Source organism: Providencia sp. wls1916 (assembly GCF_009706585.1).
GTDB lineage: Bacteria > Pseudomonadota > Gammaproteobacteria > Enterobacterales > Enterobacteriaceae > Providencia > Providencia lanzhouensis.
In genome coordinates this window covers 314,960-327,828 of sequence record NZ_WLUL01000009.1, presented here as the reverse complement: position 1 = coordinate 327,828, position 12,869 = coordinate 314,960, and the positions used below count along the sequence as shown (strand labels likewise).

Sequence of the window (12,869 nt, the reverse complement as noted above, 5' to 3'; positions counted from 1 at the left end):
ACTATGTTACTAAACAACAAAAATAGTGAAGCTCTGGAAAACTTTTCTGAGCAATTAGATATTGAAGGGCGCAGCCTTTGGCAAGATGCAAGACGACGCTTTATGCATAACCGTGCGGCGATTGTCAGCCTGTGTGTGCTGTTTTGTATTACGATGTTTGTGATTTTTGCCCCGATGTTATCGCCATTTTTATATGACGATACCGACTGGGAAATGATGTCAACGCCACCTGATTGGGCGACCGGACATTATTTTGGTACCGATGCTTCTGGGCGCGATTTACTTGTGCGTGTGGCAATTGGTGGACGAATTTCCTTAATGGTTGGCGTTGCGGCAGCATTAGTCGCGGTGGTGGTCGGAACCTTATATGGCTCACTGGCAGGTTATGTGGGCGGTAAAGTTGACTCTATCATGATGCGCTTACTGGAGATTTTAAACTCCTTCCCGTTCATGTTTTTCGTTATTTTGTTAGTGACTTTATTCGGTACCAACATCCTGCTGATATTTGTCGCCATTGGGATGGTGTCATGGCTGGATATGGCGCGTATCGTGCGTGGACAAACATTAGGATTAAAACGCAAAGAGTTTATTGAAGCGGCATTAGTTTGTGGTGTCAGCACGCGTCACATTATCTTGCGTCATATCGTCCCTAACGTACTGGGGGTGGTGGTGGTTTACGCATCATTATTAGTCCCAAGTATGATTCTGTTTGAATCATTTTTAAGCTTCCTTGGCTTAGGAACTCAAGAGCCGCTCAGTAGCTGGGGTGCTTTACTCAGTGATGGCGCTAACTCTATGGAAGTCACACCGTGGTTACTGCTGATCCCCGCAGGATTCTTAGTTATCACGCTGTTTTGTTTCAACTTTATCGGCGATGGCTTACGTGATGCTCTCGACCCGAAAGATCGCTAAGGGGCTAATTTATGGAACATTCAACACGCAAAAGCCCTTTATTATCAGTGCAGGATTTAAACGTCACATTTGCTACCCAAGATGGGGATGTGACCGCGGTGAATAAACTCAATTTTGAATTGAGTGCAGGGGAAACACTGGGAATTGTGGGGGAATCCGGTTCGGGTAAATCCCAAACTGCTTTTGCTTTGATGGGGTTACTGGCAAAAAATGGTCGTGTAGGTGGCTCTGCCATGTTTAATGGACGTGAGATTTTAAACCTCAAGGAGAAAGAGCTTAACCGCATGCGTGCGGAAGAGATCTCCATGATTTTCCAAGACCCTATGACCTCCCTCAATCCATACCTGAAAATCGGTACGCAGTTATCTGAAGTGTTGATGCTGCACAAAGGGATGAGCAAGAAAGAGGCTTTTGAAGAATCTGTACGCATGCTGGATGCGGTAAAAATGCCGGAAGCCCGTAAACGTATGAATATGTATCCGCATGAGTTTTCTGGTGGTATGCGCCAGCGTGTGATGATTGCGATGGCGCTACTGTGCCAACCAAAATTGCTGATCGCCGATGAACCGACAACCGCATTGGACGTCACGGTACAAGCGCAGATCATGACCTTGCTGAATGAACTGAAGCAGGAATTTGATACCGCGATCATCTTAATTACCCATGACTTAGGGGTTGTCGCCGGTGTGTGTGACAAGGTACTCGTGATGTACGCGGGGCGCACGATGGAGTATGGCAGCGCACGAGATATTTTCTATCAGCCATCTCATCCGTATTCTCTGGGTTTATTAGCAGCAGTGCCACGCTTAGATGGTGATGACGATAACTTAGCCACCATTCCAGGCAATCCGCCAAACTTATTACGCTTACCAAAAGGGTGTCCGTTCTCGCCGCGTTGCCAATATGCAAACCAACACTGTGTAGAGCAAGAGCCTCAATTATCCAGTTTTGCACAATCTCGTTTACGTGCCTGCTTTAAGCCTGTGGAGGAATTAGTATGAGCCAAGAAAATAGGCAGGTGCTGCTGGAAGTCAATGACTTAAAAGTGCATTTTTCCATTAGAGATAAACAACAATGGTTCTGGCAGCCGGATAAAAGTTTAAAAGCCGTCGATGGAGTGACACTGCGTTTATACGAAGGGGAAACCTTGGGCGTGGTGGGGGAATCTGGCTGTGGTAAATCCACATTTGCGCGTGCATTAATTGGTTTGGTTAAATCCACTAGCGGCACGGTGACATGGTTAGGACAAAACTTGCTCACCATGAACGACAAGCAGTGGCGTAATGTGCGTAGCGATATCCAAATGATTTTCCAAGATCCACTGGCATCCTTAAACCCACGGATGACGATTGGAGATATTATCGCGGAGCCACTAAAAACTTATCATCCGAAGATGCCACAAAAAGAAGTTACTGAAAAAGTAAAGAAAATGATGATGCGAGTTGGCTTATTGCCGAACCTGATCAATCGTTATCCTCATGAATTCTCTGGTGGTCAATGTCAGCGCATTGGGATTGCACGGGCGCTGATTTTAGAGCCGAAATTGGTGATTTGTGATGAGCCTGTGTCTGCACTGGATGTCTCCATTCAAGCGCAAGTGGTGAACTTACTGCAAGAACTTCAGCGGGAAATGAAACTTTCCTTAATCTTTATTGCCCACGATCTTGCGGTGGTAAAACACATTTCTGACCGCGTATTAGTGATGTATTTAGGACATGCAGTGGAGCTGGGGACTTATGATGAAGTGTATAACAACCCGCTGCACCCTTATACGCGCGCATTGATGTCTGCGGTGCCAGTACCGGATCCAGATAAGGAAAAAAATAAGCAAATTGAGCTTCTTGAAGGGGAATTGCCATCGCCCATTAATCCGCCTTCAGGCTGTGTATTCAGAACACGCTGCCCAAGTGCTGATGCAGAATGCGCCAAAACCCGCCCATTACTCGAAGGAAGTTTCAAGCACGCAGTATCTTGTTTGAAAATTGATCCACTGTAATTGGTAAGATTTGCGTTTTATTGTTGTATTAAGGCTCCCTTTATCATTTATAAAGCGGAGCCTTTTTTATGCGAAACAATTTTCAGAGAATTCAAACCCAATTGCTACTTAAAATAATCAGTTAGCTATGATATTAAAGGCTAAAAATAAATAATTAAAACTTGATAGGACAGTAACCATTAATGAGTGACCACTTGCAGCAGATCCATCAAATACATCAGACATGGCAAGCCATCAACCAGCGTTATGCGGATGACCAAATTCAATGTATACAACAAAAACTCCCCCTTGCTAAGCAAATGGACAGCGATGAAGAGTTGTTCGGAGCGGACAGCCACCATTATCAGCTCAACCCACCTTTGGATATGGCACAGATAGCGCAGTGGCAGCGCCGAATTGGGGTGAATTTACCCCAAGAATATGTGCAGTTTATGACGCAATTGGGCGATGGTGGCGCAGGTCCTTATTACGGCGTAGAACGTTTTGAAGACAGCGAAAATCGTTATGATTCGGTGGCATTACCTTGCGTGCTTAGCCCAACCATGAGCGATAAAGAGTGGCAAACACTCAGCCACTTAGCGGAAGATTGCAGTGATGAAGAGTACGACTCACGGGAAAGCTTGCTTCACCAAGGGTTGTTTTACCTTGGGACTTGCGGCTGTACATATGACATTCTGCTGGTGGTGACGGGAAAACATGCTGGGCGACTGGTTTATACCCACGAATGGTGTGACTCACCAACACCGTATCAGTTTGCTTATGAAAGCCACTTTTTGGATTGGTATGAGCGCTGGCTGGATGAAATTATTCAGCAATACGATACAGGCTGGTTTGGGCATCGAATGGGCGGCAATGAAACTGCGTTATTCAACCTATTTCATCATGACGATAATGAAAAGACGAAGCTGGCAGCACTAGAAGGACTGAAAAAGTTACCGTCATTATCGGAAAAGGGCATTGAGCAACTCACTCGTATATTAGATAACGAAACACTCAACGTTTACCATGTGAAGGCGTTGGAAGTATTAGCAAAATACTCCGTTGATGCTTCATCGGACTATTTAGCCCAAACGCTTGAAAGCCAAAATTCAGTGCAAATCAATCGTGGATTGCAGCTGATTTATTGGTATCAAAAATCCGATTTAGCAAAGTTTCAATCGGCTATTTTAGCCAAATTAGCACAGTGCGAACACGCAGACACGGTGAGCTTTGCAGGATATATCCTCAAGGACTTGCAAGCGGTCAAAGTGGAAGATTTCCAACACTTATTTAATCATGCGGATGGTCAGATTGCCGTCAGTGCGTTATATGCGGCTTCCCATGATGTAAATTTTAGCCAAAAGGTCACTAATTACTTTGAATATATGATTGCGGATAAGAGTGAAGTTGCATTAACCGCGATCCAAGCTGTCGCGCGTTCCCCTGAGTTTGTCGACGGGGTGGAACCGTATATTGTGGCGGCGTGGGAAAAATACCCATTAGATAAGAGTGACTATATTCGCAATAATCTACGTCACTATATTAAGAAGCATCATTTACAGTTGGATTTAGCAGAATAAAGTTTAATAAAAGATGGGGGAATATTTCCCCCATCTTTTATTTTGGATTACTGTTTCCATTCGATATGTTGGAAAGGGTGCTTAGGGTTACGGCTGATAAGAATTCGTGCAAAGATATCGTCAATTTCATCCTCTGGGCTTTTAGCAAGCCCGATCACCACTTCACTCATTTGCGCTAAAGGTAATCCTTGGGTGGCAAGAATATGCCAATCTTGACTAAATGGCACAATTTCAGCCGCGCCACACTCTTCGAACTGTAACGCGAAAATCACTTGGTCGGCAGGCTCTAAGTTATCCATCGCACCTTCAAGGAAAAGGTCATAGGCAATTTCAATGATTTCATCTTCATCGATTAAGTTAATACTTGGGTTCTGGCTCATGACGTTTTCCTAACGGTTAAGCAATGGTGATAATAGCTATTTGATCACAGCTATTATCATAATAATGGGCTAAAGAAATAGCACAGACGCTCAATCACACGATTCCAGAACGGGCGTTGTTCCCATTCTTCAATATCTAAACGTGTAGAGCGAGCCATATAATCATACTGAACCAGCGTCAGATCGCTACCAAAACTTTTATCGTCTATCACGACTGTGATTTCAAAGTTCAGCCATAAACTGCGCATATCTAAGTTCACTGAACCGACTAAGCTTAATTCCCCATCAACACAGACACTCTTGGTGTGCAGTAATCCATCTTCAAACTGATAGATTTTTACGCCAGCTTCTAGTAATTCTGTGTAAAAAGAGCGGCTTGCCCAGCGAACCAAGAAAGAATCATTATGGCGTGGCATGATGATACTGACATCAACGCCGCGCATCGCTGCGGTACAAATTGCATGCAGTAAATCATCACTTGGGACAAAGTATGGGGTAGTCATGATCAGCTGCTTACGAGCTGAGAACATCGCCGTCATTAATGATTGCTGAATAAGTTCTTCAGGGAACCCAGGACCTGATGCAATCATTTGGGTGGTATGTCCGTTATCTTGCTCGAACGGCATGATATTGCTATCTGGTGGTGGCGGTAAAATGCGTTGTCCGGTTTCCATCTCCCAGTCAAAGGCGTAAACAATCCCTAATGTGGTACTCACAGGGCCTTCCATACGGACTAAAATATCTACCCACTCACCGACCCCCGCATCTTGTTTAAAGTAGCGAGGATCCACCATGTTCATACTGCCGGTGTAAGAAATATAGTTATCAATCACAACGATTTTGCGATGCTGACGTAAATCCATACGGCGCAGGAAAAAACGCATAAGGTTTACTTTTAGAGATTCGACAAACTCAATCCCTGCGGCACGCATTTTATCGGGATAATCACTGCGGAAAAAATGCCAGCTTCCTGCGGAGTCCACCATAATGCGGCATTTAACACCACGTTTTGCCGCATTGAGAAGGGCTTCGGTGACTTCATCGACAAGCCCACCTGGCTGCCAAATATAGAACACCATCTCGATAGAGTTCTTGGCATTATTAATATCATTGGCAATGGCTTTTAGTGAGTCTTCGCTGGTGGTCAGTAATTGAATACGGTTGCCTTTGACGCCTGCAATGCCTTGGCGTTTCTCACACAGTTGGAATAATGGCTCCGCAACGGGGCTGTTATCATTAGCAAAAATATGTTTGGAGAGACGTAGATTTTCCAGCCAAGTGGCAACCGATGGCCACATTTGATGGGCTTTATCGATACGACGTCGACCTAAATGGAGTTCACCAAATGCGGCATACGCGATGATCCCCACCAGAGGCAGGATATAAATGATCAGTAACCATGTCATCGCCGAAGTGACGGGGCGACGTGTGACGAGGATACGAACAGTAACCCCAGCAACAATTAACCAATACAGGAAAAACAGTAACCAACTCATTAAGGTGTAGACGGTTGCCATAATGGATAACAAGCCTCACTGACAGAGAGAAAAAGAGTCGAAAAAAGAAAATATGTCTTATTAAATATAGACTAAGAATAAACATACCAGAATTTAGTAAAAGTTCTGAATAAAAACTGAGTTAAATAGATAAAAGTGCAATTAATGACAAATTCAATGAATCTACCTCTCTTTTACGGGGTAAATTTCATCAACACTTTGATAACTTCCACTTGGTTCTCGTGAGCAAAGGCATATAATATTTCGCTGTTACGAACATACACCTGATAAGGATTAAAAAGATGAGACGCAGTAGGCAAGAAGTGGGTCGCTGGAGAATGCTAAGACAAGTCGTTCGCCGCCGTCGCCGTTGGTTAGAAAGACACTCTCGCCGCAATATGCACATTTATTCGCTCCGCAAAATGGACATCTATAAACGCCGTCATTCCCTGTTATTTACACAGTGGATTGAGTAAGGGTATTCACGTTTATACTCACATTTTTAACTTTGTTCGCTAAACCTTATTGAATATGATTGCTATTTGCATTTAAACTATTAGCCATATTCAATAAGTAAACGGTGTAGGGTAAAAATTGCATATGCGTGGTATCAGACTGTTAGTGATCATTGCTGTTTCATTATCAATTCATGCGGGCTTGGCAATGGCATGGATTTTTAATCAACCGAAATTTCCTCAACCTGAGGAGCCAATCTCGATAGCAATGCTTTCTTTTGCTGAACCAGCAGCCACTCCACCAGCTGAAACACAGGCAGAGCCAGAGCCTGTGGTTGAACCTGAACCTATCATTGAACCCGAGCCTATTGTTGAACCAGCGATAGTCTTACCGCAGAAAAAACCAGAAGTAAAAAAGAAACCTGAACCGAAAAAAGAACCTAAAAAAGAGCCGAAAAAAGTACAGGAGCCAGTTAAACCTGTTGAAAAACAACTGGCGATGAACAAAACGCCATCCACAAATACAGATACTACACCAAAAGAAGTCACCAGCACGCGCGGAACTGATACTAACGTCAAAAATAATGCAACAGCATCTAACCAATCCACTGGTCAGCGTGGTCCAAAAGCATTAAGTAAACAAGCGCCTGAATATCCAGACCGCGCTCGTCGCTTAGGAAAAAATGGTTATGTGAAAGTACGCTATGACATCGATGAAGATGGGCGAGTGCAAAATATTGAGTTTGTTGAAGCTTCACCTAAAGGGATGTTTGAGCGCGATGTGAAGCGTGCAATGAACCGTTGGAAATATGAAAAGCTACCAGCGAAAGGTTATACCACTGAAATTTACTTCAAAGTAGATGGCACAGTAAGCCAAGCTTAAATGCTAGGAAATATCGGGATCAAAAAAGGGCGCTTATGAAGCGCCCTTACTGTATATGAATGATTAAGCTTGAGGCTGCGAACTTTCTAATTCGAAGTGTTGCTTATCTTCAGGTAATGCACGAGGCGTATTGTCATCATTGACCGCCACATAAGTAAATACCGCGTCAGTAGCTTGATAACGCTGACCTACAGGATGGGTTGCCACTTTTTTCACCCACACTTCAATATTGATAGTGACGGAGCTTTTCCCTGTTTTTAAGCAGCGAGCATAACAACAAACAACATCACCAACAGCAACTGGTTTTTGAAATTTTATGCCATTGACTGCCACTGTTACTACGCGACCCAGAGCAATTTCTTTTGCTAAAATCGCGCCGCCAATATCCATTTGAGACATTAGCCAGCCACCAAAAATATCGCCATTCGCATTGGTATCTGAAGGCATTGCCAAAGTACGTAAAACGAGTTCACCGTTAGGTAATTGCATATCAAACTCTTTATTAAAAGGAATTAAACACTATGATTTTGTTGCTCATTTATAGCAAACAAACATAAGTATAGTAAACCGCTAGAGTACATCCAGTCACAGATAATTGTAACAAATCACTGTGATAGGCATAAAAAAGCTGCGAAAGTGCGCAGCTTATTTATCATCATAATATTTCGAAGAAATAAATTACTCTTTTGGCTTTTCCGCCTGAGGTTCTTTAGTCATGTGTTTGAAAATATATACCACGCTAAGGATCGTGAAAATTAAGGTGCCAGCCGTCAATCCAAACACTTTAAAGTTGACCCAAACACTCTCAGCCATCCAATATGCCACGTAAATATTAATAACAGCGCAAGCAATAAAGAAAATACCCCAAGCGGTATTTAATTTTAACCAATAGCTATCCGCTAATTTAATTTCTTGATTGCTACCCAGCATTCTTTGGATGAGCGGTTTTTCTGTAAACCATTGGCTCGCAAATAGAGCAATACCAAACAGAGCATAAATAATGGTGACTTTCCATTTGATAAAGTCAGCGCTGTGAAATAACACCGTTAACCCTGCAAATACCATCACAATCGCACAGGTGATTTTTGCCACTCTTTCCACTTTTTTATAAATGAAGTAAGTGACCAGTAAGGAAATTGGGGTGGTTATCAGTAATGACTGACTAGCAACATAAATGTCGTATTGCTTATAAAAGAGAAAAAAGATAACCAAAGGAATAAAATCAATAAGTTGTTTCATAACAGTGGATTCAGATCCTTAACGTGAATATAGTCAGCTTAAATATAGTCAATTCAAACGGAGTCAACTTAAACATAGTGGCGTAGTTTAACTGATTTTGCGCAGATTGTTAAAAGTTTGCTCTTTTTTACCAAGAGTTAAGCCTGCAAACCAATCAAATTTGCACTATTTTACCCTTATTTGACTTAGTCCTAGATAAACTTTAATAGTTCGGATATAAATAGTCTACACAAGAAATTAACTGATTAATTTTTAGAGATTTTTTCCCATGATAAAGGCGCGATTATTTAATCTGATGCCCGGTTTACAAACCTTTAGCCAATATCAGTTGGCGAACTTGGGACCGGATGTGAAAGCGGGGTTGTCGGTCGCCGCCGTGGCGCTGCCTGTGGCAATTGCTTATGCTGAACTCATGGGGATCAATGCCATTGTCGGGCTATATGCTTGTATTTTACCAATGCTGATGTATGCATTGTTTGGAACCTCTAAACAATTAATCATTGGACCGGATGCGGCAACTTGTGCGGTGATCGCCGCTGCCGTTGCGCCCTTGGCGATGGGGGATGAGAATACCCGTTGGCAATTAATTATTGTAATGAGTTTAATGACGGGAATATGGTGCTTGATTGCGGCACGTTTTCGTCTGGGGATGTTTGCGGATTTTTTATCAGGGCCGATTTTACAAGGGTTATTAAATGGGGTCGCACTAACTATTATTGTCAGTCAACTAGGTAAAATTTTCGGTATTGATTCCCTTCCTTCCGGGTTTATTGAGCGTTTAGTGGCATTACCGCTTGCGCTACCTGAAACCCATATTCCGACATTAGCGGTGGCGGTGTTAACACTTACTGTGACGATGGTTATCAAACGGATACGCAGTAAGTGGCCATCACTGTTAATTGCGATGGTCTTGGCAACGAGCGCCAGCATTGTTTTCAATCTTGAGCAATATGGCATTAGCACCGTCGGTAATCTTGGTAATGGGTTACCCTCGATAGCGGCTCCTGATTTTAACCCCGGCTTATTGCGGGATTTGGTGACGCCATCCTTAAACTTGGCAGTCATCAGCTTTGTGAGCTTTATGATGACGGCGCGGAGCTTTGCTAGCAAAAATGGTTATACCGTGGATGCTGATCAAGAGCTACGAGCCTTAGGCATGGCGAATATCGCTTCTGCATTATCTCAAGGGTTTGCTGTGAGTGCGGCCAGTAGCCGAACTGCTGTGAACGATATGATGGGCGGTAAAACACAGATGGTATCGGTCATTGCTGCGCTCACTATTTTGGTGGTATTGCTATTTTCAATAGATCTGCTGGGTTATATTCCGATGCCCGCATTAGGTATGGTGCTGGTGGTCTCGACATTTTCACTGATCAGCTTTCGCAGCATTTATGCCATGCGTAAACGTAACCGACAAGCCTTTTTCTTATGCGTTTTTACTTTATGTGCGGTGTTAGTGGTCGGCTTGATCAGCGGAGTGGGCTTTGCCGTGTTGTTAGGTTTGCTGCAATTTTTGCGGGTGATATTCCGCCCGACAGATCAGTTATTGGGTGTTGACGAGCAGGGTATGTTGCACTCAATGAACCCGGATAATGATATTCAGGCGGTTGAAGGCGTGCTGATTTATCGTTTTAACTCACCGCTGACCTATTTCAATGTGAACTATTTTAAAGATCGGTTAAATAAGCATATAGATAGCGAACGTAAACGTCCGGCGTGGGTCATTGTCGATGCAGCGGTCAGCTTTACCCATAACGATGTGAGTGTATTTTCGGCACTTAACGAGCTCGTGACGTCATTAAAAGCGAAAGGGGTCACGCTGGTGCTAGCAGGACGACGGACATCTCTAAACCGTTGGTTATCACAAAATAAAATTAGTCGTTCTGATGATGATTTACTGGTGGTGCCAGATATCTATTTCGCTATCCGCTTGATCCAGAGTAAGCAGCATATTCAGCAAAAAAGTGTTGAAGAACGCAAGGAGAGCGAGGAAGGAACCGTCAATAGTAAGTTGTCAGAGTAATGGTATCGATAGGATGAAAAACAAAAGGGCGTCACTTTGAAGAGACGCCCTTTTTGATCATTAAATCTGTTTCTATTTATGCGTTTTTGCTGCTCAGCATATATAAACGGAAAAAGTAAATTAAGGCAAAAGCGGCAATCATGTTGTTGATCAGGAATGAAATACCATTGACCACAATGTGATTTAGTTGCAGGCTGCTTAACAGCATGCTGACTAACATTTGCGTTGCCATCCAAATTAAAATCATTGGGGCAGCGATACGCCAGTTGGCAAATGCCAACTTCCAGCTTCTGCCCATGGCATTAAACGGATTCACTTTTTCATTCATTAAAATGGCAGGGGCAAGAGAAAAGCCAATCGCCAAAATCAGACCAGGAAGTACCATCAAGGTGATACCAAGCTGAATTAATAGGGAACAGATAATCAGCAGCAGGAACATCGCAGGGGCTTTAGGTAATGATGAAACTAATGCTTGAGTCCCGTTCACAGCTTCACCGCGAGATAAATTGGCGATATAAGAGAGCACGCCGCACATCAGGACCAAGCTTCCCAATGCGACGGATAAAATCAAGCCCATAGACACACGTAGAATGCTGTTTTTCTCATCTTCAGGTAAGTTCAGTACCCAATTCTGTAACCCAGCATTGCCCGCATCAAGTAGCTGGTTCTGCGCTTCAAGTAACACGCCAATCATCCGTTCATTAGGAATTAACATTGCGTAGACAATCACGCTGATTGCGGTGGCGATTAACACAATGGTGAAGAGGCCATTCAACTGGTTTTTAAAAAAGTTGATGCTGTCACGAAAGAGTGAGTTGGCCGAAATGGACATGTAACTGCTCCTATCTACAAACAGAATAAAAATTTGACGGTGATTGTAACTGAGTATCGGACGTATAGGTAGAGAAAGATAAGAAAAGTCTGGGAGTTAGCCTAAATAAGTGTGCTACACCATAAATGAGTGTATCACTATTAATAAAGAATAATCTTAAAGGTGTATTTTAAATATATATTTAAATCGTGATTTAATTAGCCATTAATATAAAATCATTTTTTATTTTAATAGTTATCTCATGAAAATTGATTCAAATCAAAATAGAAAAAACCAGTAATGGAATAATAAACTCAGCTTTATTAAGAAATATATAAATTAGCAAAAGATGTGATCTTGATTTGAATATTAAATTTAAGAATAGGCTATATTTTTGCTAAATAATAAACATAGGAATGGGATTGACAATGAAAAAACTCACTGCGCTTGTATTGGCTGCTGCAACTTTAGCTCCAGCGGCTTCATTTGCTCATGAAGCTGGCGACTTTTTATTCCGTGCAGGTACAGCTACTGTAAGACCAAATGCGAACTCTGAAGATGTATTAGGCTTAGGTAAATTTGATGCAAATAATAATACCCAATTAGGTTTAACTTTCGGTTATATGATCACCGATAATATTGGTGTGGAGTTATTAGCAGCAACGCCTTTCGAACATAAAGTTAGTTTAGGTGATTTGGGTACAATTGCATCTGTAAAACATTTACCACCAACACTGATGGCGCAGTACTATTTTGGTAGCAAAGAAGATAAACTGCGTCCTTATTTAGGTGCAGGTCTCAACTATACGTTCTTCTTTGATGAGAAATTTAATAGTAAAGGTAAAAACTTTGGCCCAGGTTTAAGTGATTTAGACCTGTCCAGTTCATGGGGCTTTGCAGCGCAAGCTGGTATGGACTATAACCTGACTGATAACTGGATGTTAAATGCCTCTGTGTGGTGGATGGATATCGATACTGAAGTTAAATTCAAAGCTGGTGAAGACCGCGTTAAAGTTGATACACGTTTAGACCCATTTGTATTTATGTTTGGTGTGGGTTACCGCTTCTAATTTCTTAAGGACTTAGGCAAGTTTATTCTTGCTCGCTAATGGATT

13 protein-coding genes are annotated in these 12,869 nt (G+C 42.6%); 8 read left to right on the top strand and 5 right to left on the bottom strand.

Going from position 1 to position 12,869, the window contains the following annotated elements; genetic code table 11:
- Nucleotides 1-3 precede the first annotated feature (3 nt).
- From oppC to GKR61_RS04700, 4 genes are all read left to right on the top strand, one after another.
- Nucleotides 4-912: an oligopeptide ABC transporter permease OppC gene (oppC, locus tag GKR61_RS04715; protein ID WP_108478075.1), complete on the top strand. Its 909-nt coding sequence runs from the start codon at nt 4-6 to the stop codon at nt 910-912.
- 11 nt (nt 913-923) lie between these two features.
- The gene (locus GKR61_RS04710) at nt 924-1,913 is read left to right on the top strand and encodes an ABC transporter ATP-binding protein (RefSeq protein WP_036956515.1); all 990 of its coding nucleotides are present in this window, start codon (nt 924-926) and stop codon (nt 1,911-1,913) included.
- Nucleotides 1,910-2,908 (top strand): murein tripeptide/oligopeptide ABC transporter ATP binding protein OppF, encoded by a 999-nt coding sequence (oppF, locus tag GKR61_RS04705; RefSeq protein WP_036956517.1) that lies wholly within the window; start codon nt 1,910-1,912, stop codon nt 2,906-2,908. Before GKR61_RS04710 ends, oppF begins: the two co-directional genes overlap by 4 nt.
- 182 nt (nt 2,909-3,090) lie before the next feature.
- Nucleotides 3,091-4,467: an SMI1/KNR4 family protein gene (locus GKR61_RS04700; RefSeq protein WP_154639582.1), complete on the top strand. Its 1,377-nt coding sequence runs from the start codon at nt 3,091-3,093 to the stop codon at nt 4,465-4,467.
- Nucleotides 4,468-4,514: 47 nt separating this feature from the next.
- Here the strand turns inward: GKR61_RS04700 and GKR61_RS04695 are convergent, their stop codons facing one another.
- Nucleotides 4,515-4,847 (bottom strand): HI1450 family dsDNA-mimic protein, encoded by a 333-nt coding sequence (locus GKR61_RS04695; RefSeq protein WP_036956522.1) that lies wholly within the window; start codon nt 4,845-4,847, stop codon nt 4,515-4,517.
- A 56-nt stretch (nt 4,848-4,903) separates the two neighbouring features.
- Complete coding sequence (gene cls / locus GKR61_RS04690; RefSeq protein WP_036956524.1) at nt 4,904-6,364, bottom strand: cardiolipin synthase; 1,461 nt, start codon at nt 6,362-6,364, stop codon at nt 4,904-4,906.
- Nucleotides 6,365-6,645: 281 nt separating this feature from the next.
- On the opposite strand from cls, the gene GKR61_RS04685 reads away from it, so the two are divergent.
- Together GKR61_RS04685 and GKR61_RS04680 are read left to right on the top strand one after the other, a co-directional pair.
- On the top strand, nt 6,646-6,819 hold the full coding sequence (locus tag GKR61_RS04685) for a YciY family protein (RefSeq protein WP_132496008.1): 174 nt from the start codon (nt 6,646-6,648) through the stop codon (nt 6,817-6,819).
- A 124-nt stretch (nt 6,820-6,943) separates the two neighbouring features.
- Nucleotides 6,944-7,681, top strand: a complete 738-nt coding sequence (locus GKR61_RS04680) for a TonB family protein (protein ID WP_154639581.1) — start codon at nt 6,944-6,946, stop codon at nt 7,679-7,681.
- A 63-nt stretch (nt 7,682-7,744) separates the two neighbouring features.
- Here GKR61_RS04680 and yciA read toward each other — a convergent pair whose 3' ends face one another.
- Nucleotides 7,745-8,170, bottom strand: a complete 426-nt coding sequence (gene yciA, locus GKR61_RS04675; protein WP_006658727.1) for an acyl-CoA thioester hydrolase YciA — start codon at nt 8,168-8,170, stop codon at nt 7,745-7,747.
- A gap of 189 nt (nt 8,171-8,359) precedes the next feature.
- The gene (locus tag GKR61_RS04670) at nt 8,360-8,920 is read right to left on the bottom strand and encodes a septation protein A (protein ID WP_108478077.1); all 561 of its coding nucleotides are present in this window, start codon (nt 8,918-8,920) and stop codon (nt 8,360-8,362) included.
- Between the two features lie 268 nt (nt 8,921-9,188).
- On the opposite strand from GKR61_RS04670, the gene GKR61_RS04665 reads away from it, so the two are divergent.
- Nucleotides 9,189-10,943: a SulP family inorganic anion transporter gene (locus tag GKR61_RS04665; protein WP_154599227.1), complete on the top strand. Its 1,755-nt coding sequence runs from the start codon at nt 9,189-9,191 to the stop codon at nt 10,941-10,943.
- A gap of 76 nt (nt 10,944-11,019) precedes the next feature.
- Here GKR61_RS04665 and GKR61_RS04660 read toward each other — a convergent pair whose 3' ends face one another.
- Complete coding sequence (locus GKR61_RS04660; protein WP_108478079.1) at nt 11,020-11,775, bottom strand: YciC family protein; 756 nt, start codon at nt 11,773-11,775, stop codon at nt 11,020-11,022.
- Between the two features lie 407 nt (nt 11,776-12,182).
- Here GKR61_RS04660 and ompW point away from each other — a divergent pair, with 407 nt between their 5' ends.
- A complete protein-coding gene (gene ompW / locus GKR61_RS04655; protein ID WP_154599228.1) occupies nt 12,183-12,824 on the top strand; it encodes an outer membrane protein OmpW in 642 nt (213 codons plus the stop codon).
- The last annotated feature ends 45 nt before the right edge of the window (nt 12,825-12,869 follow it).

Coding starts and splice junctions, on each gene's coding strand:
- cls (WP_036956524.1), bottom strand. CDS start 6,364: ATGGCAACCGTCTACACCTTAATGAGTTGGTTACTGTTTTTCCTGTAT.
- GKR61_RS04680 (WP_154639581.1), top strand. CDS start 6,944: ATGCGTGGTATCAGACTGTTAGTGATCATTGCTGTTTCATTATCAATT.
- GKR61_RS04665 (WP_154599227.1), top strand. CDS start 9,189: ATGATAAAGGCGCGATTATTTAATCTGATGCCCGGTTTACAAACCTTT.
- GKR61_RS04710 (WP_036956515.1), top strand. CDS start 924: ATGGAACATTCAACACGCAAAAGCCCTTTATTATCAGTGCAGGATTTA.
- oppF (WP_036956517.1), top strand. CDS start 1,910: ATGAGCCAAGAAAATAGGCAGGTGCTGCTGGAAGTCAATGACTTAAAA.
- ompW (WP_154599228.1), top strand. CDS start 12,183: ATGAAAAAACTCACTGCGCTTGTATTGGCTGCTGCAACTTTAGCTCCA.
- GKR61_RS04660 (WP_108478079.1), bottom strand. CDS start 11,775: ATGTCCATTTCGGCCAACTCACTCTTTCGTGACAGCATCAACTTTTTT.
- GKR61_RS04685 (WP_132496008.1), top strand. CDS start 6,646: ATGAGACGCAGTAGGCAAGAAGTGGGTCGCTGGAGAATGCTAAGACAA.
- GKR61_RS04700 (WP_154639582.1), top strand. CDS start 3,091: ATGAGTGACCACTTGCAGCAGATCCATCAAATACATCAGACATGGCAA.
- yciA (WP_006658727.1), bottom strand. CDS start 8,170: ATGCAATTACCTAACGGTGAACTCGTTTTACGTACTTTGGCAATGCCT.
- GKR61_RS04670 (WP_108478077.1), bottom strand. CDS start 8,920: ATGAAACAACTTATTGATTTTATTCCTTTGGTTATCTTTTTTCTCTTT.
- GKR61_RS04695 (WP_036956522.1), bottom strand. CDS start 4,847: ATGAGCCAGAACCCAAGTATTAACTTAATCGATGAAGATGAAATCATT.
- oppC (WP_108478075.1), top strand. CDS start 4: ATGTTACTAAACAACAAAAATAGTGAAGCTCTGGAAAACTTTTCTGAG.